Below are 26,242 nucleotides of genomic sequence, written 5' to 3'. Positions count from 1 at the left end.
CGCACCCTGTGCGCGACAAACCTACGGAGCGGTACACCGCATCGTGGCTGTCGCGCACAGGGTGCGCTCCCACAGACAAGCGGGCGTTGGAGAGAAAATGAGCGATGCCCAAAGCCGATGCGAAGCGAGGCCCCGCTTTAAGTCCTCAGCGATTCGGGCGCGTTGCGCAGCGCTTGGAAGTATCCCCTGTGTACCCTCGGAGGTTGTCCCGCAACAGCGCGTCTCGAGCGCTCGGGCTTATCCCAACACGATGCTGCGGGCGTTATCAGGCCATTCTCTTTGGGTTACTTTCGACGCGAAGCTAGTCCCGAGGGATCTCTTGGGCCAGCAAGAGAAAAGTGACTCGGTCGGCGGCAGCCGATCGAAACGCCCGCCGCGCAGGCGGCACGCTGGCCTCGAGGCGACGACCGGAGACTGACGAGACTGGATGACCAGCCCTTTGGCCGTTGAAAAGCGCCTCCGGCCTACGCCGGAATGACGAGCAAAGGGCGGCCTGCGCCGAGAGGACGAGCAAAAAACAGGAGCCCCTGTGCCGGGATGACGATCAAAAAAAAGGTCACCGCCGGGACGACGAACTAACCCGCACCGCGGCCATCGGCCGAATCAACCTCACCCTACATCGGCTTCCCACTGATATCCGGCAACCCCGTCTCCAGATACCAGTGCTTGCTCTCAGCGTCATAACGCCACGTCTGGTGATCCGTCACCGTGCGCTCAGCCTGAGTATTCACGTTGACCAGGTTGATCTTCACCGTCTGCTTCACTTCAAGCTGGCCATTGGGTACGACGCCGTTGCCGTCGTCATAGCCGCTGACCTTGTATTGCTGGTAGCGGGACATCTCCAGGGGCGAGATCGGATGGGCCTCGCGCACCTTCGGGTCCACGAACACCAGGGCGGCGTTGAAGTCGCCCCAGCGCACCGCGCTGGCGTACGCATTGAGCGTGGTGGTGAGGTCGTCGTTGCGTTTGTTGGTGGCACAGCCACCGAGTGCAAGCACGGACAGCGTGACGAGCGGGATCAGGACGCGGCGCATCTGGCATTCCCCTTGGACTAGGCCTGCATTGTGCCCAAGCAGAAAGACTTTTTCATACGGCGTCGGGGGAGCGTCGCTTGGCCACGAAACGGGCTTCCAGTGTCGCGGCGGGCTTGGTACCGGTGCCGGGTACCAGGCAGGTCACCTCGATACGGGCGCGGCCACGCGAGTCGAGCGTGTCGAAAAAGGTGACCCAGTTCGCACCTTCGGCCAGGCGTGCTTCGCTGACGAAGCCCTCCCAGACCGGTTCCAGGTAACGCACGGTGGATTCGCCGACGAACAGGTCGCATTCGAGGCCGCGCATGCGCAGTTCCAGTTCGACCAGGCCCCAGCCGTTGAGCGTCATCACGCTGACCAGGCTGCCGCCGAAGGCGCAACCCTTGTCGTTGATGTTCGGGCCCAAGGGGGCGGCGAGGGAGAATTGCTGCTCGTCGCAGCCGTGCAAGTTGACGTCCATGGTCTGCGCCAGGGGAATTTCATCGCGCATGAAGTTGACCAGCTTGCGTGCAAGAGTGTGTCGTTCGGTGCTGCTCATCGTCGCGGGGTAGGCATGGGGGGAAGGCGTAGTTTACGCACCCAGGCGGGACAGCACCGCTACGGCCCGGGCCGCTACACTCCCCGGCACCCCCGGAGAGGCCCATGAGCACGCGATCCCCGACCCTTGCCGAGCCCGCGCTGGACGGACGCACCGTGGTCATCACGCGCCCGGCCGGTACGGGTTCGCCGTTGGCGCGGCGGGTGCGGCGGATGGGCGGCGTGCCGCTGTTGTTGCCGGGTTTGTCGCTGCGTGCGGTCGATGATGCGGAGGCGGCGGCTATCGAGCTGCGTGCCGCATTGAGCGACCAATTGCTGATCTACACGAGCCCCGCCGCCGTACGTTTTGCCGCCCGGCTGGCGCCGTTGCGAACCACCGCCACCGTGCTTGCGGTAGGCCAGGGCACGGCGCGGGCATTGGCGCGCCATGGTGTCGATGCGCTTGCCCCGCTGGCGCGCCAGGACAGCGAAGGTCTGCTGGAACAACCCGGGCTTTCTCAGGTGCGGGACCGCCGGGTGGCGCTGATCGGTGCGCCGGGTGGTCGCGGCGTGCTGCGTGCGGAACTGCTTGCGCGTGGTGCACAGCTGCGCGAGGTGCATGTCTATCGCCGCGGCACGCCGCGCTGGCAGCGTCGTCAGCTCGATGCCATCCGCCAATTGCCGGTTGACGCGCGAGTGCTGCTGTCCAGCGCCGAAGCGCTGGATAACCTCAAGCAGGGCTTGCCTGCCGATGCGTATGCGCAGCTGATCCGGGCGGTGGCCATCGCCAGCAGCGAGCGGCTCGCCGAGGCCGCGCATGCTGCCGGCTTCAGGCGCGTCGCGGTGGCAGCCTCGGCGCTATCGGACAACTTGCTGGCAGCCGCAGCCCGTTCTTAGGCGTTTTCCTGCGGGAACCCCACGCCTTCACGCGCGTTTGATGCGAGCCCCCCGGCGTGGGCTGTTAGCATGTCGCGCATGAGCCAAGACGACTCCTTCCTCGATCGTGGTGCGCCTGCGGGCGCGCGTTCAGACACCCATCCCCGCGCCCAGCGCGTGACGCCGCCAGCCCGGCGCGGCAGCGGCACCCTGGCGGTGGCCCTGCTGATCTCCTTGCTTGCCCTTGGCGGCGCCGGCTATGTGGGCTGGCGCCAATGGCGGCAGGAACAGGGCAATGCCGCCGGCAATGCGGCGCTCAGCGGACTCAAGCAGCGCGTCGATACCCTGGAGAGTGCGTTCGGCGCCAGCGACAGTGAGCGCAATCTGTTGCGCCAGCGCCTGGGCGATGCCGATCAGGTGAATCGCTCCTTGCGCGAGGAGCTGCTGAGCCAGTCCGAGCGCACGCGCAATCTCGAAGACGCAGTGACCAAGCTGTCCGAAAAGACGCTGTCCGGCCACGACGCCATGTTGCTGGACGAAACCGAATCGCTGCTGCGCATGGCCAAGGAACGCTACGACCTGTTCCACGACGCCCAGGGCGCACTCGCTGCCTATGCGCTCGCCGACCAGGCACTCGCCGCGGTCAACGACGGCGCCTTCTCCGGTCTGCGCCAGAGCGTCGGCGCGGAACGCGAAGCGCTGAGCAAGACGCAGACGATGAATGTGGACACCGCGCTGAACACGTTGAGCAATCTGCGCGCTGCGACCATGGAACTGCCGCTCAAGCCGTTGGATGCCGCGGCATCGGACAGCGCCCCCGGCGGCTGGTCGCGCATCATGGGCGCCCTCGATCAAGTGGTGAAGGTGCAGCGCACGAATGGCGCACCGCTGTCGGTGGCCGATGCACGCTTCGCGCGCGAGCTCGCTTCGATCGATCTGGCACAAGCGCAGGCGGCGCTGCTGGCCTCCGATCGCGACGCCTACATCGCGGCGCTCAAGCGCGCCGATGCCGGCATCGCGGCGCAGTTCGACATCAACGCCGCGCCGGTACAGCAGGCGCGCACGCAGTTGGCGAGCCTGCTTGCCCAGCCGCCCGGTGCGGCGGTGCAGCTGGGTGCGGCCCTGGGCGAGCTGCGCAATCTGCGCGCCGTGCATGCACTCAAGCCCGCGGCCAGCAGCTCGGCCGGAGCCAAGTCATGACGTTGTGGCGCTGGATACTGCTGCTGGTGATCGTGGCGGCACTGACCGCGTTCGGCTGGCATTGGGTAGCGGAAGATCCAGGCTACGTGCTGGTGCAGCTGCGCGGCTGGCAGGCGGAAACCACGGCGGTTGCCGCGATTGTGATCCTGCTGCTGGCCTGGGCCCTGCTGAGCGCGCTCTGGTTTGCCGTGCGTTGGCCGTTCGGCGCGTTCACCCGTCGCCATCGCCGGCTGAGCCGCCGGAAAATGAGTGATGGCCTGCTCGCGTTGATGGAAGGTCGCCACGGCGATGCCGAGCGCGATCTGCATCGTGCCTCGCGTCTGGATGTGCTGCGTGGTCCTGCCTTGCTCGCGGCGGCCGAGGCCGCATCGCGTCGCGGCGAAAACAGTCGCGCGCTCGCTACGCTGGACGACGCGGCCCAGGTCGCACCGCGTGGCGCCCGCGTGCTGCGCGCCCGGGTACTGCGTCGCGAGGGTCGTCCTGCTGAAGCCGTGAATCTGCTGGCGGCCGATGCCGACGCCGGCAGCCTCACGCCCGGTGGTTGGCGCGAACTCGCGCTTGCTGCCCTCGCCAGCGGCGATACGCGGCGGGCGCGACAGGCCTTGGAGCCACTGCAAAAGAGTGGCTCGCTCAGCACGAAGACCTTTGCCGTATTGGAAGGCCAGGTGCTGGCCGCTTCACTGCGCGGAGCCTCCGACGCGGCTGCGCTCAACACCCTGTGGTCGCAACTCCCGAAGACCCAGCGTCGCGTGCCTGCGGCGGTGGACGCCTATGCGCGCCAGGCGGCATCGTTCGGCATGGTGTTGCCGGCGATGGACGAAGTGGAATCGGCACTGCGTCGCGAGTGGTCGCCGCTGTTGATCGAAACCTACGGTGCGCTCGGCGGTGAAGATATCGAAGCGCGCCTGCGTCGCGCCGAGTCGTGGCTCGACGCCCATCCCAACGATGCCGCGCTGCTGCTCACGCTGGGCCGCATGTGCGTACGCCAGGGCCTGTGGGGCAAGGCGGCGCAGTATCTGGAACGTTCGCTGGCCCTCACGCCCAGCAGCGGCGCGTGGGAATCGCTGGGCGACGTCTACGCCGGCCAGGACGATGCCGCGCTGGCCCAGCGTTGTTACCGCAATGCCCTGGCGCTGGCGCGTGGCGAAGCGGTTGCCCCGTTGCCGCAGGGTGCGCGCTCGGCGCGCCTGGACACCCGCCCCATCGCGGTGGAAGAGCGCAGCGAACACGGTGTGCCGCGCTTGCCCGAATAAGCGGGCGGCAGGCCATCCATCGTCTTCAGGTCTGAATTCCCAGCTGTGCCAGTTGGGGATCGGCCATGCGCCAATGAGGCCACCGGCCGCCTCGCAGGCAGGACAAGGTGGCATCGCGCAGGCGATGCAACTGAGTTGGATCCAGTGGTGGTGACCAGTCCGGCTCGTGCACAGCATGCTCGATGCGCTCGCAATTGCCTTGGGTGATGGCGACATGCTCGGGCAGCGTGAAGGAAGGACGAGACACCAGTGGCGCGGTGACCGCTGGCACCGATGTAGCGGTTGTTGGCGCGTGCGGCTCGCTATTGAACGCATGGCTGAACACGTTGATCAACCCGATGACGCCGACGACAGCGCCCAACCTGCCGCCATAGTTTGTGCGCGTGCGTGGCGGAGCTGCCTGTCGATACGCCGCAGGCGAAGGCAGGTTGGAGAACGACTCCGCCATCGCCTTGTCTCGCGGCGGTAGTGCCGCGAATGCCTGTTCCCAGGCCGCCAGCGCTGAGCGCTCGACGCGCAGCGCGAGGTAATGCGGATAGCTCTGCAATAACTGCTGCATGTCCGGCCAGCGAAGGGTAGCGTCACGCGTGAAGTGCGAGGGTACGAGGTCGGGGCGATCGAGCGGTGGTGCGCCGCCAAGGCGATCGAAAAGGTCGTTGCAACCGGTGGCTGTCGCAGTCCGCCTCCATGCGATCTCTTCTTCCTGTACTGCACGAATCCACCCTCCACGCGCGCCCATTTGCTTCACATGGATGACGTCGTTCCAACCGAACTGGTTGCAGGCAGCATCGAACAGCGCAAGCCGTTGCGGCAGGCGCATCGCGGCAAGCCCGTCGATCAGCATGGCTTCGAAGATGGCCGTGACCTGGAGGTGTTCGCCTCGCAGGCCGATCAGCTGTTCGCTGAACACCACGTCTAACGGTTCGCCGCAGCCCAGCCGTTGCGCCAGTTGCTGCAAGGCGCGATTCGCCACGTTCACCGGCGCATGCGGATCGGGCAGCGGCATCTCGGTCGTGGCAGCAACCGTCGCCGAGGACGGAGGCAGCTGGGCCGGTGCCGGCGCGGCTGCCAGCGGAGCAGTTTCCGCGGCTGCGCCGTCGCTGGCGCGGCGACACCATGCAGTGGCGGCGGCGTACGCCTCGCGCAGCCGCGTGAAACCCCCGATGTCGGTCGACTGGTCGACCTGTTTCAGCCTCGCGGCGTATGCACGCTTGATATCAGCGGCGTCGGCCGCGGTGGTGAGGCCGAGGTGATCCAGGAACCACGGTGTCTGCATATGCGTTCGAATGTCCGGCCGAATGTCGGGTGCCACGTCGCAGGACCCTGCGGCCCTGCAACGTACCTATGGCTTCTCCGTCACTCCCCCTGACGGCGGGCAAGATCATGGCGCGCCGGCCATGGTCTGTCACGTCGGCTAACTGGCCGAGATCGCCCAGGTGATGAAGCCGGCGTTGATTGCGGTGAACACCAGGGCTACCAGGAAAATGGTGTCGGCCATGCGTTCCAGCCGATGGTTGCGGCCCAGGCTGCGCGTGCGCAGCGCCCAGTACGAGAGCAGGCACGAGGCGAGATAAAGCATCGAGTTGAAGGCCAGCAGGTCGTCGCCGAGCAGGTCCTCTTTGCGCAGCGAAATCACCACGCGAAGAATGCCGATCACGGTGAGGCATACGCCGACCATCGCGGCCGATGCGGTGAAGATATGCACGCAGATATCGTGGTCCAGGCGCGCGCGCTGGCTTTCGGGGCTGCTATCGGAGATGTCGGTCATGGCATGGCCTGGGTCGAATGCATCGAAAGATGGGAGCCCGCCATCGGCCGGCGGTTCCCGTCGAACCTTCCTGCGTTCATCGGCCAGATCATAAGGCGACTCAGTCGCCTGGGCGTACCCACCAGCGCTGTACGCGCTCGGCCAGCATCACCACGGCCAGCGAGCAGACGATGCCCAGCGCCACTTCGCCCACGCGCGTGAGGGCGATCAACCAGAACGATCCGGTATGCGGCACCAGCATGATGATGGTGGTGGTTGTGCCGCTGAGCCTTCCCGCGCTGCCAACGCCCAGCAGCCAGCAGGCGGTGATGGAGACCACGATGGCCACGGCGTAGGCGCTGTATTGCTCGCCCAGCAACAACGTGGCGCTGAAACCTACGACGCCGCCCACCAGCGCGCCGATCAGTTGGTCGCGCGAGGACGAGCGCGTATCCAGATAGGTCTGCTGCGTCACCGCGATGGCCGTGATGGCTGCCCAGAAGGCCTGCTGGGTATGCAGCAGCAGGCCCAGCCCATAGGCGCTGCTTGCCGCCAGCAGCGCCTGCAAGGCGAACCACAAGCCCTGCACCAGGCGATGCGTCCATGGCTGGTGGCGGTATACATAAGCCAAGCCCTGCTGGACGTCGACGAGGCGTCGCAGGTTGTCGCGCAGGGAGGGCTGGTCGCTCATGGGCGTGGCTACAGAGGTGTCAGATTGGCATAGGCATAGACCAGCCACTTGCTGCCGCTGTTGGCGAAGTTGACCTGGATACGCATATGCGCGCCGCTGCCCTCGGCCGTCACCACGATGCCTTCGCCGAAACTGGGGTGGCTCACGCGCTGGCCAAGCGTCAGCGGCATGCTCTCTTCCAGCGACTTCGATCCGCTGTTCGGACGTGCCCCGTAAAGCGGGCGGCTCACCTGCACGCGCGGGCGGACCTCGTCGATCAGTTCGGGCGGAATTTCCGCCAGGAAGCGTGATGGGCGCGCGAGCATTTCCACGCCATGCATGCGGCGCGATTCGGCATAGGTGATGAACAGGCGTTCGCGTGCACGCGTGATGCCCACGTAGGCGAGGCGGCGTTCTTCTTCCAGGCGGCCTTCGTCTTCCACCGAGCGCTGGCTGGGGAACAGGCCTTCTTCCATGCCGACCAGGAACACCACCGGGAATTCCAGGCCCTTGGCCGAATGCAGCGTCATCAGCTGCACGCAGTCATCCCAGGCTTCGCCCTGGCCTTCGCCGGCTTCCAGCGCGGCGTGCGAAAGGAAGGCCGACAATTCGCTCAGGCCTGCTTCCTCGTCATCGGGCGTCAGCTCGAAACGGCTGGCGACGTTGACCAGTTCGTCCAGGTTTTCCACGCGCGATTCGGCGTTGCCGCGGCTGTCCTTTTCGTAGAAGTCGCGCAGGCCGGTGTGGGTGATGGCGTGGTCGATCTGTTCGGCCAGGGCGAGCGCGTCGCCAACGCCTGCGCCCGCGAAGGCACGCGCCATGTCCTCGATCATGGTGAGGAAGGCCTTCACCGCGTTCTTTGCGCGGCCGGCCAGCTCGCTGCCGCCGCTGAGTTCGCTGAGCGCGGCCTCCCACATGGAGCTGCGTTCGGTGCGGGCACGACGGCGCAACACATCCAGCGTGCGATCACCAATGCCGCGCGGCGGTGTGTTCACCGCGCGCTCGAACGCGGCGTCGTCCTGCCGGTTGGAGGAGAGGCGTAGATAGGCCAGCGCGTCCTTGATTTCCGCGCGATCGAAGAAGCGCTGACCACCATAGACGCGGAAGCGGATATCCCGCTGCATCAGCTGTTCTTCGAAGTTGCGCGACTGCGCATTGGAGCGATAGAGAATCGCGCAATCGCGCGCCTGGCCATGCTCGGCGACGTACTCGCGGATGCGCTCGATGACGAAGCGTGCCTCGTCCTGTTCGTTGTAGGCCGCGTACAGCGCGATACGCTCGCCTTCGCCGCCATCCGTCCACAGCTGCTTGCCGAGGCGGCCGCCGTTGCGGGCGATCACGCTGTTGGCGGCTTTGAGAATGGTCGAGGTGGAGCGGTAGTTCTGTTCGAGCTTGATGGTCTTGGCGCCGGGGAAATCGCGCAGGAACTGCTGCACGTTTTCCACTTTCGCGCCGCGCCAGCCATAGATGGCCTGGTCGTCGTCGCCCACCACGAACACCTGGCCGGTGTGGCCGGCGAGCACGCGGATCCACGCGTACTGCAGCGTGTTGGTGTCCTGAAATTCGTCGATCAGCAGGTGGCGCCAGCGATCGCGGTAGTGATCGAGGATGGACGGGTTGTGCAACCACAGTTCGTGCGCGCGCAGCAGCAGCTCGGCGAAGTCCACCAGGCCGGCTCGGCGGCAGGATTCTTCATAGGCCTGGTAGATCTGCACCAGGGTGCGCGTCATCGGGTGGTCGCGATGCTCGATGGTGTCCGCGCGCTTGCCTTCGTCCTTCCATTGGTTGATCTGCCACGTCGCCTGGCGCGGCGGAAAGCGTGCCTCGTCGAGGCCAAGCCCGGCGATCACGCGCTTGATGATGCGCTGCTGGTCATCCGCGTCGAGGATCTGGAAACCTTCCGGCAGGCCCGCCTCGCGCCAGTGACGGCGCAACAGGCGATGCGCGATGCCGTGGAAGGTGCCCACGGTCAGGCCCTGGGTACCGCCCGGGATCAGCTGGTCCAGGCGGGCGCGCATTTCGCCGGCGGCCTTGTTGGTAAAGGTGACGGCGAGCACCGACCACGGCGACACGCCCACCACCTGGGTGAGCCAGCCGATGCGGTGCGTGAGCACGCGCGTCTTGCCGGAGCCGGCGCCCGCAAGCACGAGATAGTGGCCAGGAGGCGCGCATACGGCTTCGCGCTGCGCGTCGTTGAGCTTGTCGATCAGGTGGGAGACATCCATCCTGCCTATTGTACCGGGGGAGGCAAGGCCGTTCCCGCCAGGGTGCCCGAGTCGGGCCTCAGTAGTTGAGACCCGGGCTCAGCAGGTGCCAGCAGGCGATGAACGCGATGGCGGCGAGACACGTCAACAGCAGGATTGTGGCGCTGATCCGGCGCCACCAGCTGCCGCCACGGCGCCAGGCGCGCCAGCATTCCATGGCGACTCCCAGCGTACCCAGCACCGCCAGGATGCCGACCATGTGGAGCAGTCGCAGCCGCGTGTCCAGCTGGGCCACGCCCAGCCGCGGCAGCAGCAGGCACCAGCCACCCGCAAACAGCAGGTAGAGAATGGCGGTGAGCCGGCTGAGGCGATACCAACGCAGGTCCTGGTCCGTGAGCGTCGATATCTCGCGCCGACGAAGCAGCGCCACGACGGGCCACGACAAGGCGATCAGGGCGAACGCGCCGAGCATCGCGATGACCATGCCAAGGACACGCGAGGCCGGCCAGCCGCTGGCCGGCAGATACACCTCGATCGGCGACACCGTATCCACCGACAGCATGCTCACCTTGCCGTTGCGCACCAGCGCGCCGAGGTGCCGGCCGCTGGCATCATCCAGCCACAGATACGGCTTCACTTCACGCCAATGCGCTGCGCCGAACATCGGCGTAAGCAGCGTGCCGTCCGGCGCGATGCTGATGATGGTCTGGCGAAACAGGTTGCGCAGCGCGAGCAGGTTGTCGGTCGAGGTGATGCTGGAGGTATAGCGACCTGCCAGTTGCGCCGCATGTTGTTTGTCGGTGGCCAGCGTGGCCGGCTTCAATTGCGGCAACGGCGGAAAATAGCGATCGGAGAAGCGGTTCACCAACTCGCGCAGCAGAGGGTGGCCCTGGCCGCCATCGGTGGCGAGGAAAATGCCGGTGTGATGATCGGGAAACAACGCGAGCAGGCCGTTGAAGCCGGCATGGGAGCCGCCATAGCCGAGGATGATCTGGTCGCCATGATCCAGATGCGCAAAGCCCAGGGCCATACCAGGAAGACCGGGAATCGCCGCGCGCTGGTAGCTCTGCATCGTTTGCACGGTGGCCTGTTCGAGCAGTTGCGCGTTGCCGGAACGGCCGTACTGCAGGTGCGCGATCATGAAGCGCGCCATGTCCTCGCCGCTTGCAGACAAGGCCGCTGCCGGTACCGCCGTGCGCAAGTCGAACGGATGCGGCGGCGTATCCCGCTTGCCGTAATTGAGCGCCATGTCCGCCTGCAGCGGGGCCGGCAGCGGTTGTCGGAAGCTGGCGTGCTTCATCTCCAGCGGCGCCAGGATATGCCGCTCCATATAGTCGTTGAACGGCTGTCCGGACACGCGCTGCACGATGTATCCGGCGAGCGTGGCGCCGTAGCTGGAATACGCGGGAATTTCGCCTGCGGGATAGATGCGCGACGGCACCCACTGCTTCAACCAGGCGTCATAAGGCATCTGGGATGCGGGATCCGCGGCATAGCGATCCTTCAGCACATCCTCGAAGCCCGCTGTATGCGTCATCAGGTCGCGCAGTGTGATCGGCTTGCCATCGCGCGCGGGGATGCCGAAATCGAGATAGCGATTGATGTCGGCATCGAGATCGAGCTTGTGCTTCTCGACCAGCTGCATCACCGCCGTCCACGTGAACAACTGCGAGATCGAGGCAACGCGGAACATCGTGCTGGCCGGATCAACCGGCTTCTTCGCCTCGGCGTCCGCCTCGCCATAACCCTTGGCATAGAGGATTTCGCCGTCCTTCACCACCACCGCCACGGCGCCGGTCACCTCGCCCTTCTGCATCAGGGCGTTCATTTCGCCATCGAGCCAGGGCTGCAGGCTGCGGGCGTCGAGTTCGGATGCGCCCAGCTGGGTGACGGTGGCGTGCTTGGCCTCCGGCAGTGGCGTGATCTGGATCGGCGCCTGCGCCCACAGGCTGGCCGGCAGCAGCATCAGGGTCAGCGTCGCAGCGCATGTCCGCGAACGGAGACGGCTCATCACGGTGGACGCGATGGCGAGCATGCGGGACTCCTTGAAGCAGATGCGGCGGGGACGATGGGCAAGTATGCACCGCCCCTTGTGGCGTGGCGTCGCCGTGGCGTCAACGCACGTCAGGTGGTTTTCAGCTGGAAGCGTGCGCTCAGTCGCGTTTCATCTGGGCAACGACATCGGCCAGTTCGCGCACCGCCGCTTCGGAAACCTCGCGCTGCGGCGTGATGTCCGGGTTGTTGTAGTTGCCGCCGTCGCCGATCACCTGGACCATGATGCCGTCGCTGCGTGGCACCACGCTGAGATTTTGCGTACGCAATCCGTACGTGACTTCGGGCTGCGGAATCAGCCTTGCCGTCTGCCCGCGCACGGGGATCACCGTATCGTCGTTGAACAGTGCGCGCGCACCGTAGCCCGTGGCATTGACCAGGGTGTGCTCGGGCAACTGTTGAAGCTGCTCGGCGTGTTCGAATTCGCGGATCTCGATCTTGCCGCCGGCCGCAAGATATTCGCTCATCAGATAGTTCGCATAGCTGCTGATATTGAACATCAGCGTGGTGTAGCGACGCACATAGGGTTCGGGGAACGGATGCTGGCCTAGTGATAATTCCACCGGGCGTGGCGTGAGATCGCGCACGCGGTCGGCAAATTCGCCGTACTCGGGTTCGTCCGCCACCTCACCGTGGAATTTGCCGAACGGCGCGTCGGCCAGCGAATACCCGTCGATCCATTCGATCGGCTGGCCCGGCAGGCCGAGCAGGCTCTGGTAACGCGCGTAGGAAATGCGCGTCATCATTTCCCAGCGGTCCGCCAGGGCGGGGGCGTGTGCGGCGTCGCAGATGCGCGAGTCGGGTGTCCACAGGCCCGATGCCCGCATGGAGAACACCTCCGGCGGCAAGGCCTTGGCATAGATGCGCGTGGCCAGCCCGGCGCGCTGGGCGAGCAGGGCGGTCGTGAGTCCAATCGCACCGCAGCCGACTACGCCCAATTCGCGTGCGCCGCTCGCCTGCACCATCTGCAGCGCCAGCGTGCCCGAGCCCCACGACAGCGACCAGCCGCTGCCGCCATGGCCATAGTTGTGCACCAACGTTTTCTTGCCGATTTTTTCCAGTTCGATGCGCGGACCTGCCGCACGGAACGGGCGCGTGCACACATAGACGCCGGTGATGCGGTCGGTGCTGGCGCGGATGGGGGCCAGCGATGGGGAGCAGGCGGTAGAGGCCGAGCGCGATTTCACTGCTGGCGCGGTGCAGGCGGCCAGTCCCGCGGTCGAGGCCACGGCGAGCGTGGCGCTGGCTTGGCGCAGGAATTGGCGGCGTTCCATGGGCGTTCCGAGAGGTTGCGGCGCGAAAAGCTTACACGCTCGTCATTCCGGCGCAGGCCGGAATCCAGTAGCGACGGGCAGCGGTCTTCGCGCGAACGTAAGAGATCTTCGACGCATCGCGAGAACCGAATGCACGGCAACTGGATTCCGGCCTACGCCGGAATGACGAGCTAAGGAGGCATCAGCCCTTCTTGAAGAACCCACCGAGCGCCAACAACGCGCCCACCACGATCCCCGCAATACCCACCCACTGCGGCAACGCCTTGTCATGCGTGGCGCTGACTTTAGCCGAGCCGATCTGCACGAGGGTGTCGGTGGTCTGATAGCTGCCATGGCCCAACAGGACCCAGATGCCGCCGGCCAGCAAAATGACGCCGAGGATGATCAGCACTGCACGCATGGAAAGCTCCTTGAAAAGGTGGACGGACGAAGAATCGCCAGAGCGCGTCACGCCGCTGTGAAACCGCGCCAAGTCGTCGACGCGCCACCATAGGAGCAGAGGGAAAGGGAAAAGTCGACGGCGGCGTGAAGCATGGCTGCCGCCGTCGAGAGGGGAAAGCGAGGTCAGTCCACGCGGGCGAACAGCGCGCCGTGGCCAGGCAGGCTCAGGCCATCGGCCGTCGCCGTGCCCTGGCTCAGTCCATGACCATCGATGGCAGTGAGCTTGCCCAGGCCGGCCAGCGGCAGCGCTGCCGCCGTCTTGGACAGGTTGAACGCGACCAGCAGCGTCTCATCGCCGTGCTTGCGGGTGAAGGCGAGCACGGGTTCGGGCGTATCGATGAACTGGATGCTGCCCCAGCGCAGCGCCGGCTGGGTCTTGCGCCATGCCATGAACTGACGGAAGCCGTTGAGGGTGGAATCGGGCGTCGCGTCCTGCAGCGTCACGGCCAGCGCGCGATGCTCGGCGGGCACCGGCAACCACGGATCGCCCACGCTGAAGCCGGCGTTGATGCCGCCGTTCCACGGCATCGGCGTGCGGCATCCATCGCGACCCTTGAAGGTCGGCCAGAAGGTGATGCCGTAAGGATCCTGCAGCGACTCAAACGGCACGTCCGCCTCGGTGAGGCCCAGTTCTTCGCCCTGATACACGCACACCGATCCGCGCAGCGAGCACACCATGGCGCTCAGCAGGTTGGCCAGCTTCGGCGAGGCATGGCCATTGCCCCAGCGACTGAGCACGCGCGACACGTCGTGATTGGAGATGGCCCAGCACGGCCAGCCTTCGAGCATCTGCGCCTCGAGGTTGCGCACCGTGCCGCGGATATAGCCCGCGCTGAAATCATCGGTGAGCAGCTCGAAGCTGTAACCCATGTGCAAGCGATTGCCGCTGGTGTATTCGGCGGTGGTGGCGAGCGAGTCTTCGGAGGAGATTTCGCCGATCGCGGCGACATCTTCGTACTGGTCCATCAAGGCACGCAGTTCTTCCAGGAACGCGATGTTCTCCGGCTGCGTGTTGTTGTAGTAGTGGTATTGGAACGCGTACGGATTGTCCGGGCTGAAGCCGCGGCCGACGCGCTTTTCCTCGGGCTTGGGCGGATTGTCACGCAGCTCGCGGTCGTGGAAGCAGAAGTTGATCGCATCCAGTCGCAGACCGTTGACGCCTTTGTCCAGCCAGTACTTCACCTCGTCGAGCACGGCGCGGCGCACGTCGGGGTTGTGGTAGTTGAGATCGGGCTGCGAGGTCAGGAAGTTGTGCAAGTAGTACTGCCCGCGGCGCGGTTCCCATTGCCAGGCGCAACCGCCGAACAGCGAGAGCCAGTTGTTGGGCGGCGTGCCGTCGGCTTTCGCATCAGCCCACACGTACCAGTCGGCCTTGGGGTTGTCGCGGTTCTCGCGGCTTTCCTTGAACCAGGCGTGCTCCATCGAGGTGTGGCTGAGCACCTGGTCGATCATCACCTTCAGGCCGAGCTTGTGCGCCTTGGCCAGCAGGCGGTCGAAATCCGCATTGCTGCCGAACAGCGGATCGACTTCGCGATAGTCCGCGATGTCGTAGCCGAAGTCGGCCATGGGCGAGCGGAAGAACGGCGAGATCCAGATCGCATCCACGCCAAGGCTCGCGACATAGTCGAGCTTGTCGACGATGCCCGGCAGGTCACCGACGCCATCGCCGTTGGTGTCCATGAAGCTGCGTGGATAGATCTGATAGGTGACGGCTCCTCGCCACCAGGGTGCTTCACTCATTCGCTTGTCCCGTTCCCGCCCAATGCCTGCGTCGCGCGCAGATCTAATCGCTCCGATTGCGAAGCGCGGGGGGCAGCTTAAAGGCAGAGTGCAAAGCGGACGCTTCGACTGCATACGTATTCAGAAAATCGGGATATTGCGATGCAGCAGGTAGCAAAAGGTTTCGTCGCGGAGCGGCGAAACTTGCGCTCGGCGAGGTGCGCTGAAGCTCCGCAAGCCGCGCCGTCATCCGTTTTCCGAGCGCAATGCGCAGTGGCGGCCAACCGTACGCAGACAACGGCCGTGAGACTCGCACCCCTTAGAATTTTGTCAAAGGTGCACAAAAAAACCGGGTCATGAATACGTATGCATAGGCCTGTTCGGGGTTTTTTGCAGCCCTACCATGGCCGCCACGCGACGGGGCCCTCCGAAGATTTCTCGGCTTGCACTGGCGCGTAGCCCGCGGCGGTCTGTGGGGATCGCTGCGGCAACTACAAAACCAAAGATGAAGTGCAAACCCGTGGGAGGGGAAGACGGTGGAACTGAAACGTAATGTGCTGGCCCTGGCGCTGGCGTCCGGTCTTTGTTTGACGGCGAATATTCATGCAGCGCCGGCGGATGCGGGCGCAAACGCGACCGGCACTGCCGCCGCCAACAGTGCGCAAGACGCAGGCCCGCAGACCAATCCGTCCACCAAGAAGGACGATCAGGGCAAGCCGACCCAGGACGAGCAGCTGGCCAAGAGCCTGTCCACCATCACGGTGACGGGTTACAACCAGGGCATGGAAAAGGCGATCGACTATCAGCGTTATGCCGATACGATCCAGAACGTCATCACCCCGGCCGACATCGGCGGTCTGCCTGACCAGTCCATTGCCGATGCACTGACCCGCCTGCCGGGCGTGTCCGCTGAGCGCATCGCTGGCCAGGCTTCGCAGATCAATATCCGCGGCCTCTCGGGCAACTTCATCCAGACCACGCTCAATGGTCGCGAGCAGCCGTCCACCAGCGGCAGCAACTACATCCAGTTCGACCAGTACCCGTCCGAGCTGATCAACATGGCCACGGTGTACAAGTCCTCGCAGGCTTCGCTGATCACCGGCGGCGTCGGCGGCACCATCGGCATGGAGACGGCCAACCCGCTCAATGCGCCGAAGGAGCAGAACCTCAACATCGACGCGCGCGGCAGCTACAACAGCCAGGCGGGCGATGTGGCAGGCGCCAATTCCACCGGCTATCGCGTGAGCGCGGCATGGCAGGGCAAGTTCCTCAATGACACCCTGGGCGTGGGCCTGGGCGTGGCGCAGATGTACCAGCCGCACGTGGCCGAGCAGTTCGTGGGCGAAGCCTCTGATGGCAACAAGGTCACGCTGCCCAGCGGTCAGCAGGCGTATCTGACCCAGGGTCTTCAGCTGCAGCAGAACGGCGGCACCGAGCGCCGCACCGGCGAAGTCGCCACCATCGTGTGGAAGGCCACCGACGAACTGCAGTTCGGCGCTGATGCGTTCTACTCCAAGTACAAGAACACCTCGTTCGGCTACGGTTTCCGTTCGCAGAACATGTACGGCAACCAGGCGCTGATCTCCAATGCCGTGCTTGGCCCCTACGGCACGATGACTGGCGGCACGATCACCAGCACCGGCGGCGGCAACTTCTCCAACGAGACCACGGCCGACAACTACTCCACCGACACCAGCGTGTTCTCCGGTGGCCTGAACATGAAGTGGAACCACGACCGCTGGCACGTCAACACCGACCTGTCGCTATCGCGCGCCACCAGCAACGAGATCAACGTGGACACCACGGCTGATCCGTACACGGGTCTTGGCACCGCCAACCCGCAGCTGATGGGACAGTCCACCACCTACCAGCTGGCTGGTCGCAGCCTCGGCACGGTGTCGTTCGCCAATCCGGGCGCGTACACCAACCTCAACGACCTGGCGCTGTCGCGTTACGGCGTGTACCCCTACATCTATCACGACAAGATGAAGGCGTTCCGCACCGACGTGAAGTACGACCTGCCCAACAGCGGCTGGTTCTCCGCGCTGGAAGCAGGTGTGTACGTCAACAATCACACCTACAACGCGGACCGCGAGGTCTACGTGTATGGCAATGAGTGGGGTGGCAGCGGCACCCTGCCGCTCACCATTCCGGCCAGCGCCGCCAAGGTCACCTGCTGGAGCGGCAAGTTCTCGGGCTACCCGTGCTTCATGCAGCTCAACGGCCCGGCGATTCTTGCCGCCCATGGCATCACGGCCAATCCGGTGAAGAACATCACCGACCAGAGCTGGTCGGAGATCCAGAGCGGCTCGGTCGACGAGAAGACCCGCGATGTCTACTTCATGGCGGACATCGATGCGCAGGACGTGTTCGGCCACGAGCTGACCGGTAACGTCGGCTTCCGTTACTCGCACCAGTCGCAGTACAGCAATGGCCTGCAGCAGGTGGGCAATGGCGCCGGTATTCCGATCACCGACGGCAACGGCAACACCAGCCTCGACTACGCGCCGCTCACCGTCGGCAAGACCTATTCCGACTGGCTGCCGTCGCTCAACCTGATCTACCACTTCACCGACGAAGATCAGATGCGCTTCGCCGCCGCCAAGGTGCTCGCGCGTCCGCCGATCAACCAGATGCTGGCCGGTTCGGGTTCGTGGGTGTCGACCGCAGGCAACCAGAACTATTACAACGTCTGGGGCGGCACCAGCCCGCTGCTCGATCCGCTGCGCGCGACGCAGTATGACCTGACGTACGAGCACTACTTCCAGGACTCCAGCGGTCTGGTCAGTGCCGGCGTGTTCTACAAGGACATCAAGTCGTTCGTCCAGGCAGTCACGTACAACAACTTCGACTTCGCCTCGGCAGGCATCCCGGTGCCGACCGATCCGACCACGGGCAAGCCGTACCTCAATGGCGAGTACCAGACGGCATTCAACGCCAAGGGTGGCGAAGTCACCGGCCTGGAAATGTCGTTCGCCAAGAACCACATCTTCCCGGGCATCTGGGAAGGTCTGGGTGTGCAGGCCAACCTCGCGCTGACCCACAGCACGGTGAGCAACCCGACCACGCTGGGCGGTCCGACCTCGTATATCGGTCTGCCGGGTCTGTCCAAGCGCGTGGCGAGTGCGGCGGTGTTCTATGACTACGGTCCGTTCTCGGCCCGACTGTCCGGCAACTACCGCTCGAAGTTCGCCTCCGACACGCAGATGTCGGTGACCAACCAGATGGTCACCTTCGCCGCTGAAACGGTGTACGACTTCCAGGCCTCGTACAACATCACCGACCAGTGGAGCGTGGTCTACCAGATGCTGAACCTCAGCAATCAGCCGACCCGTACCTACTTCGGTTCCGACCCGTCACAGACCGGCACGATCCAGTACTTCGGTCGTACCAGCTACCTCGGCGTCAACTTCAAGCTGTAAGCCACGATCGCGCCGGCCTCCTTAAGGAGTGCCGGCGCGATGCTTTCCGGTGCTGTGTGTTCTGCACGGCATCCACACACCGCGAGGCCCGGCGTAGCGGTTTCCGGTCCGATGCGATGTCTGCGTTCCGGTGTACCGTTCCGTCGATGGCCAGTCGCCTTCGAATGGAGCTCAGCATGTCCCGGAATCGCCTGTTCAGTTCTCTTGCGCTCGCCCTCTCTCTTGCGCTCGGCGCCGCGCCGATGGGCGCACGCGCAGCCGACGCAACACCGCCGCCTGCTTCCAATATCCAGCCATCGTCCGGCGTCTACTACGAGATCTTCGTGCGCGCCTGGTACGACACCAACGGCGACGGCATCGGCGATCTCAACGGCGTCACGGCCAAGCTCGATTACCTCAAATCGCTGGGCATCAGCGGTATCTGGCTGATGCCGATCAACAGCTCGCCCAGCTATCACGGCTACGACATCACCGATTACTACGGCATCAATCCGCAGTACGGCACGACGGCTGACATGGAGCATCTCGTCGCCGAAGCGCACAAGCGCGGCATCGCCGTGACCATGGACATGGTGATCAACCACACGGCCAAGGAACATCCGTGGTTTGTCGACGCGCAGAAGGCCGATGGCGCGCATCGCGACTGGTATAGCTGGACGTCCAAACAGCCGGATCTCAAGGCCATCAGCGCCACCGATACGCCGATCTGGCACGCCGGCAACGATGGCTGGTACATCGGTGTTTTCGGCGGCCATATGCCGGACCTCAACTACGACAATCCGGCCGTGCGCGCGGAGATGATCAAGGTGGGCCAGTACTGGCTGGGCAAGGGCGTGGACGGTTTCCGCCTCGATGCCGCCAAACACATCTACGTCGACTTCAAGTCGGACGTGCACAGCGCCAAGGCGCTGGACAAGAACGTGGCATGGTGGACCGAGTACCACGATGCGCTGGCCAAGACGCACCCGAACGTGACCCTGGTGGGCGAAGTCAGCGCCACCTCGCCGAAAGAACTCGCGCCCTACCTCAAGCCGCTGGGTTCGATTTTCGACTTCCCGCTGGCCGAGCAGCTGATCGTCAGCGCCAAGAGCGAGCGTGCGGGCCAGCTGGGCAATCTGCTCAAGGCCACCTACGACGCTTATAAAGTCGCTGGTGACACCCCGCATATCGACTCCACCTTCCTGTCCAACCACGACCAGGAACGCGTGATGAGCCGCCTCAACGGCAACGTCGAGCATATGCGCATGGCCGCCGCGTTGCTGCTGACCCTGCCGGGCCGGCCGTATATCTATTACGGCGAAGAGCTGGGCATGGAAGGCAAGAAGCCCGACGAGAACTTGCGCGAGCCGATGCGCTGGACGCGTGAAGCAGGCCCGGGCGAGTCTCGCTGGAAGCCTTCGAGTGTGAACCAGGGGCAGGCCGTGTCCGTGCAGGCCGAGCAGGACGATGCCAGCTCGCTGTACAACACCTATCGCACGCTGATTGGCTGGCGCGCCCAGAACGGCGCACTGCGCGACGGCGACCTGACCGTGGTCGCCACCGGCCTGCCCAACGTGGTCGCCTACTGGCGCAACGACGGCAAGCAGAAGCTGCTGGTGGTGCATAACCTTTCCGGCAAGAGCGCAGTGTGGAAACCTAAGGGGGATCTCCTGCCCAAGGACGCCGCCGTGCAACTGACCACCCAAGCCCACGCCGCACTGGACCATGGCCATCTCCAGCTCCCCGCCTACAGCACCGTCGTGGTGCGCTGATGCGGCCGCGCCTGCTTGCATTGGCGCTGCTGGGCGCCATGGCCGTCACGCCGGCGGCCATGGCCGTGCGTAACGACGCCAGCGCCGACCGGATGGAACTGAGCCTGCCCCAGGGCAAGCTGGAACTGCGCCTGCTGGCGCCGGGCATCGTGCAGTTGCGCGTGGACGGCACGCGCGAGCCGGCCACCCCGGTGATCGATCAGCAGGCCAGTTTCGATCCGGTCGAGGTGATGCGCGAGACGCAGGGCGACGAGCAGATCCTGCGTTCAGCGCAACTGACCATGCGCTGGAATTCGCGCCGCTCGCAACTTCAGGTGGAAGACCCCAAGGGGCGCTTGCTGCTCAGCGCCGATCTCTCGCACGCGATGGACGGCCGCTGGTCGCTGGCGCATACCAAGGGCGATCCGCAGTACGGCATCGGCGGCCTCAATGCCTTCGATGCGCAAACCGGCAATCTCCTGCGCAACAGCAAGCAGATCGCGACTGCAGGGAGGCAGGGCCATACCGGTGCGCCGTTCGTGTGGAGCACGGCCGGCTACGGCGTGCTCGCCGACGCGGAGCCGGCGCAGTTCGATCTGTCGGCCACCCGCATCGGCATCCAGGCCCCGCACACGGCGGTGCACACCATCTATCTGCTGGTGGGCGCGCCCGATGCGCTGTTCGCCCAGGTGCGCCAGATCAGCGGCGCGGCGCCGATGTTTCCCAAGTGGGCGATGGGTTTTACCAACAGCCAGTGGGGCATCGACCAGAAGGAAGCGCTGACCCTGGTGGACACCTACCGGGCCAAGCACATCCCCATCGACAACTTCACCTTCGACTTCGACTGGAAGGCATGGGGCGAGGACATGGGCGAATTCCGCTGGAACACCGACAAATTCCCGGATGGCCCCGACGGCAAGCTCAAGCAGCAGATGGACGAGCGCGGCATGCACATGACCGGCATCATGAAGCCGCGCGTGCATGTGGACACGGTGGAAGGGCGCGAAGCCACCGAACGCGGCTACTGGCTGGCGCAGTCGAAACTGGCCCCCGACTACTTCTCGCACAAGCCCGTGCGCGACGTGGATTTCGACAAGCCCGAAGTGCGCACGTGGTTCTTCAACGATGCGCTCAAGCATTCCTTCGAGACCGGCATCGTGGGCTGGTGGAACGACGAAGCCGACGACAGCGGCGTCGATACGCAATTTCTCAACATGCAGCGCGCCCTGTACGACGGTCAGCGCGGCATCAGCAATAAACGCGTGTGGTCCATCAACCGCAACTACTATCTGGGCGCCCAGCGCTACGCCTATGGCGTGTGGTCCGGCGATATCCAGAGCGGTTTCGCCAGCATGGCCGCGCAACGCCAGCGCATGCTCGCTGCGTTCGATGTCGGCGCGATGCACTGGGGCATGGACGGCGGCGGCTTCAAGGCGCCGATGCCGGTGCCCGAGAACTATGCCCGCTGGATCCAGTTCGGCGCGTTCACGCCGGTGTTCCGCGTGCACGCCGACTTCGGCCAGAAACGCCAGCCGTGGGTCTACGGGCCGATCGCCGAAAAGGCCGCGGCCGAGGCGATCCGCCTGCGCTACTCGCTGATTCCCTATATCTACAGCTATGAGTACCAGTCGCACGCCAACGGCGTGGGTCTGGTGCGTCCGCTGCAGTTCGTCTATCCGAACGATCCCGCCCAGCGCGATCGCATCGACGCATGGATGTTCGGCGATTACCTGCTGGTCTCGCCGGTGGTGGAGCAGGGCCAGACGGTCAAGCATCTGCAGCTGCCGCACGGACGCTGGATCAACTGGTTCGATGGCAAGGCGTACGAGGGCGATCGCGAGATCACGCTGAGCGTCGATGCCACGAACTGGAGCGATGTGCCGCTGTTCGTGCGCGAAGGCGCCATCATCCCGCAGCAGCCGGTGATGGACCATGTCGGCCAGCAGCCAGTGACATCGCTGGATGTGCAGGTGTTCCCGTCCGACAGCGAAACGGCTTTCAGCGTCTACGAAGACGACGGCGACACCTACGGCTACGAGCAGGGGGCTTACTTCCTGCAGGCGCTGTCGGTGCGTCGCGAGGGTAACGTGGTGAACTTCCATGCAGCGGCGGTCAGCGGCAAATTCAAGCCGGCGTTGCAGGATTACGTGCTGGCCATCCACGGCGCTCCGGCCGGCGCCGTGAGCAGTGATGGCAAGCCGCTGCCGGTACTCGGCAGTCTCGATGCCTTGCGCGCATCCACCAGCGAAGGCTGGGCGCATGGCCGTGATCGTTTTGGCGAGGTGACGTACGTGAAAGTGGAAGCGGGCAAGGCAAAGAACATCCAGCTGAACACGTCGGCGGTGCAGCCGTGAGTGGCGCGCCCATGCGTCGTGCGCGTCTCGCGCTGGCTTGCGCAGCATCGCTGCTTGCCGGCGTTGTCCATGCCCAGGCCATCACGCCCCACGGCGATGTGAGCTGGAAGGGCAAAACCGCCAGCATGAGCAGCGAGGCCAACGGCAGCTTCGTGCTCCATGCTCCAAACGGCGACCGCAGCATTGCCGCTCAGAAGTTGTCCGTGCATACGGCGAGCCCGCTGTTCGATGGCCTGTTCGCGATGGCGCAGGACGATCTCAGCCACGATGCGGTATCTGCCATCAAGGACGGTGCCTACGACCACGGCAAGGAAATTCCCTGCCGTTGCTACGCCACGGGCGAGAAGTGGCCGTATGTGTGGACGCGCGACGTCTCGTACTCGATTGACCTCGCACTGTGGCGCATCGATGCGGATCGAGCGCGCGAGTCGCTGCGCTTCAAGCTCTCCGATGTGCGCGAGCCCGCGGCCACGCAAGGCCTCTACGTGATGCAGGACACCGGTTCGGGCGGCAGCTGGCCGATCAGCACCGATCGCGTGGTGTGGTTCCTCGGTGCCAGGCATCTGCTGGGCCAAAAGGCGTTCGCCGAGGACACCTGGCGTGCGCTGAAGGACACGCTGGCGCAGGATCGTCTCTACGTCTTCGACAGCAAGCTGGGCCTTTATCGCGGCGAAACCTCCTTCCTCGACTGGCGCGAACAGACCTATCCCGCGTGGACCGAGAAAGACGTGCGCTATATCGGCGAATCGTTCGCGCTGTCCACCAACGTGTTGCACTACCAGGCCCTGCAACTCGCGGCGCAGCTGGCGGATCAGCAGCACGATGCTTCGGCCAAGGACTTTCGCGTGCAGGCGGCTGCACTGAAGCAGGCGATCAACGCGCACTTCTGGCGCACCGACCGCGGCATGTACATGAGCTACCTCGGTCCCGAAGCCATGCCGGTCGACAGTTACGACCTGCTCGGCATTTCGCTGGCGGTGACCAGCGGCGTGGCCGATACCCCCAGGGCGAAGCAGTCGCTGGACAACTATCCCGCCTGGCAGGCGGGCAGCCCGGTGATCTGGCCGGAGCGCAAGGATCAGCCGGTCTATCACAACCGCGCGATCTGGCCGTTCGTGAGTGCCTACGCGCTGCGCGCCGCGCGCACGGTGAACGACTCGACGCGCATTGCGCACGAGATGGATTCGATCCTGCGCGGCGCCGCGCTCGCCTCGTCCAATATGGAGAACTACGAGCTGGTCTCCCAGGCCGTGCATGTCGACGAGGGCAAGCTCAGTGGTCCGGTGGTCAATTCGCCGCGTCAGCTGTGGTCGGTGGCGGGTTATCTCGACATGGTGATCAGCGGTGTGTTCGGTCTCGACGATGGCGGGCACATTGAACCGAAGTTGCCTGCGTCGTGGGTAGCGCCGCTGTTTGGCGACAAGCAGAAAATCACGCTGGATCTGGCCGGCCAGCGCATCACCCTGGTGCGTCCGGCCAAGCTCGACGGTGATCTGCTGGTGACCCAGTCGCAGCATCGCGAGGGCGACGAGACCATCGTGCAGCTGAAGGCGATTCATTCCGGCGCAAAGCCGCTGCGCACCGATGCGCCGCTGTTCGCTGCGGAGATGCCCGATGCGCCCGCGGTTACCGAAAACGGCAATCGCTGGCAGGTCGGTTTCCAGGGCAAGGGCATGTTGTATCTGGACGGCCATCGCGTGGGCCCGATCGACGGCAGCCTCACGCTGCCCAAGGGCAACACGCGCCAGTGCTTCCAGCTCACGCGCGTCGGAGACGACGGTCTGGAATCCTTGCCGAGCATGGCCACCTGCAAGGGCGAGGAAACGCGCCTTGCAGGGCCAGGACCGTGGGAGTGGAAGGCGCCGAAGGATGGCTCGTTCAGCGTGTCATTCGACTATGTAAACGACCACGGGCCGATCAACACCGGCGTCACCGCCGCGGTGAAGTTGCTGGACGTGTCGTGCGATGGTGCAGCGCCACAGCGCGTACCGGTGGTGATGCCGCATAGTGTGGGCACGCAGCGCTCCGCCACGGCCACCTTCTTGACGCGGGCGGGTGCGATTTGCCGCTACCGACTGGACCAGGGATTCAACATGAGTGACTTGCGCCACAACGCGCACTACACCGGCGAGCAGGGCGGGGCGAGCGGCCCGGTCAACGATACCAAGGTCGAGGCCATGCTGGTGTCGCCGTCGCCGGTCACGGCCAAGCCATGACGCGCAAGCCCGAGCTGTCGTTCTGGCAGATCTGGAACATGTGCTTCGGTTTCCTGGGCATCCAGTTTGGATTCGCCCTGCAGAACGCGAACGTCAGCCGCATCTTCCAGACCCTGGGCGCGGACGTCGGCGATATCCCGGCGCTGTGGATCGCCGCGCCGTTCTCGGGTCTGCTGGTGCAGCCGATCATCGGTTACTTGTCCGATCGTACGTGGACAAAGTTGGGCCGTCGTCGTCCGTATTTCCTGATCGGTGCGGTGCTCACCACGCTGGCGCTGCTGTGCATGCCCAACTCGCCGGTGCTGTGGGTGGCGGCAGGGCTGCTGTGGATCATGGATGCCTCGATCAATATTTCGATGGAGCCGTTCCGCGCCTTCGTAGGCGACCAGCTGCCGCCGCGCCAACGCCCCGTGGGCTATGCGATGCAGAGCTTCTTCATCGGCGTGGGCTCGGTGGTGGCCTCGCTGCTGCCCTGGCTGCTGGCCAAGCTCGGCGTGAGCAATGTGGCGGGCGAGGGCGCCATTCCCGATACGGTGAAATACGCGTTCTATCTCGGCGGCGTGGTGCTGCTGGGCTCGGTGCTGTGGACGGTGCTCACCACGCGCGAATATCCGCCGGGTGAGCTGGAAGCTTTCACCGATGGTCAGGTCGAGACCACCGTGACGAACGCGTCGGGAGCGTGGCGCTTCGGCGTGCTGCTGATCATCGCGGGCGCCGCGCTGCTGGTGGCGATCCGCCACTACGCGCTGGAGAAAGAGCTGTATCTGCTGGCGGGCGGCCTGGTGCTGTTCGGCGCACTGTTTTCATGGCTGTCCATCACACGCAGCAGCGGCATGCTGAAGCAGGTGATGGGCGATCTCTACGGCATGCCCGAATCCATGCGCCGGCTTGCCGTCGTGCAGTTTTTCTCCTGGTTTGCTTTGTTCGCCTTGTGGATCTACACCACGGCTGCGGTGACTTCAGTGCATTACGGCACCACCGATGTCCATTCGGCCGCTTATAACGAAGGTGCCAACTGGGTGGGCGTGCTGTTTGCCGCGTACAACGCCTTCGCGGCGGTGGCGGCTGCCGCCATTCCGTGGATGGTGCGTCGCTGGGGCCTGCGCATCAGTCATCTGCTCAATTGCGCGCTGGGCGGTGCGGGCCTGCTGTCGATCCTGGTGATCCGCGATCCGCAGTGGCTGTTGCTGTCGATGGTGGGCGTGGGTTTTGCGTGGGCCTCGATCCTGTCGCTGCCGTACGCGCTGCTGTCGGACAACCTGCCGGCGTCGAAGATGGGCGTCTATATGGGCATCTTCAATTTCTTCATCGTGATTCCGCAGCTGATGGCGGCCAGTGTGTTGGGCCTGTTGCTGAGGCTGTTCTTCCATGGCCAGGCGATCTGGGCGCTGGCGATGGGCGGGGCGAGCCTGCTGATCGCGGGGCTGTGCACGTTGCGGGTCGCAGAACCGTCGACGCGGTTGGACCCGGTAGTAGCGCATTAATCTCAAAATGTAGGAGCGCACTTGTGCGCGACCGCGGACTACCAGACGTCATC

18 protein-coding genes are annotated in these 26,242 nt (G+C 64.9%); 8 read left to right on the top strand and 10 right to left on the bottom strand.

The window, feature by feature from the left end:
* Positions 1-614 precede the first annotated feature (614 nt).
* Complete coding sequence (locus AC1DKY_RS16615) at positions 615-1,034, bottom strand: hypothetical protein (protein ID WP_441604858.1); 420 nt, start codon at positions 1,032-1,034, stop codon at positions 615-617.
* A 52-nt stretch (positions 1,035-1,086) separates the two neighbouring features.
* Positions 1,087-1,569, bottom strand: a complete 483-nt coding sequence (locus tag AC1DKY_RS16610) for a YiiD C-terminal domain-containing protein (RefSeq protein WP_441604857.1) — start codon at positions 1,567-1,569, stop codon at positions 1,087-1,089.
* 104 nt (positions 1,570-1,673) lie between these two features.
* Between AC1DKY_RS16610 and AC1DKY_RS16605 the strand changes: the two genes are divergently transcribed.
* The 3 genes from AC1DKY_RS16605 to AC1DKY_RS16595 all read left to right on the top strand — a co-directional run bounded on the left by AC1DKY_RS16605 (position 1,674) and on the right by AC1DKY_RS16595 (position 4,876).
* On the top strand, positions 1,674-2,444 hold the full coding sequence (locus tag AC1DKY_RS16605) for a uroporphyrinogen-III synthase (RefSeq protein WP_441604856.1): 771 nt from the start codon (positions 1,674-1,676) through the stop codon (positions 2,442-2,444).
* 78 nt (positions 2,445-2,522) lie between these two features.
* Entirely contained in the window at positions 2,523-3,623 is a 1,101-nt protein-coding gene (locus AC1DKY_RS16600) for a uroporphyrinogen-III C-methyltransferase (RefSeq protein WP_441604855.1), read from the top strand.
* The gene (locus tag AC1DKY_RS16595) at positions 3,620-4,876 is read left to right on the top strand and encodes a heme biosynthesis protein HemY (RefSeq protein WP_441611487.1); all 1,257 of its coding nucleotides are present in this window, start codon (positions 3,620-3,622) and stop codon (positions 4,874-4,876) included. Before AC1DKY_RS16600 ends, AC1DKY_RS16595 begins: the two co-directional genes overlap by 4 nt.
* A gap of 25 nt (positions 4,877-4,901) precedes the next feature.
* On the opposite strand, the gene AC1DKY_RS16590 is transcribed toward AC1DKY_RS16595, so the two are convergent.
* From AC1DKY_RS16590 to AC1DKY_RS16555, 8 genes are all read right to left on the bottom strand, one after another.
* On the bottom strand, positions 4,902-6,188 hold the full coding sequence (locus tag AC1DKY_RS16590; protein ID WP_441604853.1) for a hypothetical protein: 1,287 nt from the start codon (positions 6,186-6,188) through the stop codon (positions 4,902-4,904).
* 102 nt (positions 6,189-6,290) lie between these two features.
* Entirely contained in the window at positions 6,291-6,644 is a 354-nt protein-coding gene (locus AC1DKY_RS16585; protein WP_441604852.1) for a hypothetical protein, read from the bottom strand.
* 100 nt (positions 6,645-6,744) lie between these two features.
* On the bottom strand, positions 6,745-7,314 hold the full coding sequence (locus AC1DKY_RS16580) for an FUSC family protein (RefSeq protein WP_441604851.1): 570 nt from the start codon (positions 7,312-7,314) through the stop codon (positions 6,745-6,747).
* 8 nt (positions 7,315-7,322) lie between these two features.
* Positions 7,323-9,518 (bottom strand): DNA helicase II, encoded by a 2,196-nt coding sequence (uvrD, locus tag AC1DKY_RS16575; RefSeq protein ID WP_441604850.1) that lies wholly within the window; start codon positions 9,516-9,518, stop codon positions 7,323-7,325.
* Positions 9,519-9,576: 58 nt separating this feature from the next.
* Positions 9,577-11,532, bottom strand: a complete 1,956-nt coding sequence (locus AC1DKY_RS16570) for a serine hydrolase domain-containing protein (protein ID WP_441604849.1) — start codon at positions 11,530-11,532, stop codon at positions 9,577-9,579.
* A gap of 118 nt (positions 11,533-11,650) precedes the next feature.
* Positions 11,651-12,823: an FAD-dependent oxidoreductase gene (locus AC1DKY_RS16565; protein ID WP_441604848.1), complete on the bottom strand. Its 1,173-nt coding sequence runs from the start codon at positions 12,821-12,823 to the stop codon at positions 11,651-11,653.
* Between the two features lie 181 nt (positions 12,824-13,004).
* The gene (locus AC1DKY_RS16560) at positions 13,005-13,223 is read right to left on the bottom strand and encodes a hypothetical protein (protein WP_441604847.1); all 219 of its coding nucleotides are present in this window, start codon (positions 13,221-13,223) and stop codon (positions 13,005-13,007) included.
* Between the two features lie 164 nt (positions 13,224-13,387).
* Positions 13,388-15,004, bottom strand: a complete 1,617-nt coding sequence (locus AC1DKY_RS16555) for an alpha-glucosidase family protein (protein ID WP_441604846.1) — start codon at positions 15,002-15,004, stop codon at positions 13,388-13,390.
* A gap of 515 nt (positions 15,005-15,519) precedes the next feature.
* On the opposite strand from AC1DKY_RS16555, the gene AC1DKY_RS16550 reads away from it, so the two are divergent.
* The 5 genes from AC1DKY_RS16550 to AC1DKY_RS16530 all read left to right on the top strand — a co-directional run bounded on the left by AC1DKY_RS16550 (position 15,520) and on the right by AC1DKY_RS16530 (position 26,189).
* Positions 15,520-18,405, top strand: a complete 2,886-nt coding sequence (locus AC1DKY_RS16550) for a TonB-dependent receptor (RefSeq protein WP_441604845.1) — start codon at positions 15,520-15,522, stop codon at positions 18,403-18,405.
* A gap of 176 nt (positions 18,406-18,581) precedes the next feature.
* On the top strand, positions 18,582-20,156 hold the full coding sequence (locus AC1DKY_RS16545; protein WP_441604844.1) for an alpha-amylase family glycosyl hydrolase: 1,575 nt from the start codon (positions 18,582-18,584) through the stop codon (positions 20,154-20,156).
* Complete coding sequence (locus AC1DKY_RS16540) at positions 20,156-22,489, top strand: glycoside hydrolase family 31 protein (protein ID WP_441604843.1); 2,334 nt, start codon at positions 20,156-20,158, stop codon at positions 22,487-22,489. Before AC1DKY_RS16545 ends, AC1DKY_RS16540 begins: the two co-directional genes overlap by 1 nt.
* 11 nt (positions 22,490-22,500) lie before the next feature.
* Positions 22,501-24,705: an alpha-L-rhamnosidase-related protein gene (locus tag AC1DKY_RS16535; RefSeq protein ID WP_441604842.1), complete on the top strand. Its 2,205-nt coding sequence runs from the start codon at positions 22,501-22,503 to the stop codon at positions 24,703-24,705.
* Positions 24,702-26,189: an MFS transporter gene (locus AC1DKY_RS16530; RefSeq protein ID WP_441604841.1), complete on the top strand. Its 1,488-nt coding sequence runs from the start codon at positions 24,702-24,704 to the stop codon at positions 26,187-26,189. Before AC1DKY_RS16535 ends, AC1DKY_RS16530 begins: the two co-directional genes overlap by 4 nt.
* The last annotated feature ends 53 nt before the right edge of the window (positions 26,190-26,242 follow it).

This window comes from Dyella sp. 01N448 (assembly GCF_056399225.1).
The sequence above is the reverse complement of the archived record's forward strand: the minus strand, read 5'-3'. Positions and strand labels throughout refer to the sequence as shown.

Coding starts and splice junctions, on each gene's coding strand:
- AC1DKY_RS16535 (WP_441604842.1), top strand. CDS start 22,501: ATGCGTCGTGCGCGTCTCGCGCTGGCTTGCGCAGCATCGCTGCTTGCC.
- AC1DKY_RS16545 (WP_441604844.1), top strand. CDS start 18,582: ATGTCCCGGAATCGCCTGTTCAGTTCTCTTGCGCTCGCCCTCTCTCTT.
- AC1DKY_RS16565 (WP_441604848.1), bottom strand. CDS start 12,823: ATGGAACGCCGCCAATTCCTGCGCCAAGCCAGCGCCACGCTCGCCGTG.
- uvrD (WP_441604850.1), bottom strand. CDS start 9,518: ATGGATGTCTCCCACCTGATCGACAAGCTCAACGACGCGCAGCGCGAA.
- AC1DKY_RS16585 (WP_441604852.1), bottom strand. CDS start 6,644: ATGACCGACATCTCCGATAGCAGCCCCGAAAGCCAGCGCGCGCGCCTG.
- AC1DKY_RS16605 (WP_441604856.1), top strand. CDS start 1,674: ATGAGCACGCGATCCCCGACCCTTGCCGAGCCCGCGCTGGACGGACGC.
- AC1DKY_RS16615 (WP_441604858.1), bottom strand. CDS start 1,034: ATGCGCCGCGTCCTGATCCCGCTCGTCACGCTGTCCGTGCTTGCACTC.
- AC1DKY_RS16555 (WP_441604846.1), bottom strand. CDS start 15,004: ATGAGTGAAGCACCCTGGTGGCGAGGAGCCGTCACCTATCAGATCTAT.
- AC1DKY_RS16580 (WP_441604851.1), bottom strand. CDS start 7,314: ATGAGCGACCAGCCCTCCCTGCGCGACAACCTGCGACGCCTCGTCGAC.
- AC1DKY_RS16540 (WP_441604843.1), top strand. CDS start 20,156: ATGCGGCCGCGCCTGCTTGCATTGGCGCTGCTGGGCGCCATGGCCGTC.
- AC1DKY_RS16530 (WP_441604841.1), top strand. CDS start 24,702: ATGACGCGCAAGCCCGAGCTGTCGTTCTGGCAGATCTGGAACATGTGC.
- AC1DKY_RS16570 (WP_441604849.1), bottom strand. CDS start 11,532: ATGCTCGCCATCGCGTCCACCGTGATGAGCCGTCTCCGTTCGCGGACA.
- AC1DKY_RS16600 (WP_441604855.1), top strand. CDS start 2,523: ATGAGCCAAGACGACTCCTTCCTCGATCGTGGTGCGCCTGCGGGCGCG.
- AC1DKY_RS16595 (WP_441611487.1), top strand. CDS start 3,620: ATGACGTTGTGGCGCTGGATACTGCTGCTGGTGATCGTGGCGGCACTG.
- AC1DKY_RS16560 (WP_441604847.1), bottom strand. CDS start 13,223: ATGCGTGCAGTGCTGATCATCCTCGGCGTCATTTTGCTGGCCGGCGGC.
- AC1DKY_RS16610 (WP_441604857.1), bottom strand. CDS start 1,569: ATGAGCAGCACCGAACGACACACTCTTGCACGCAAGCTGGTCAACTTC.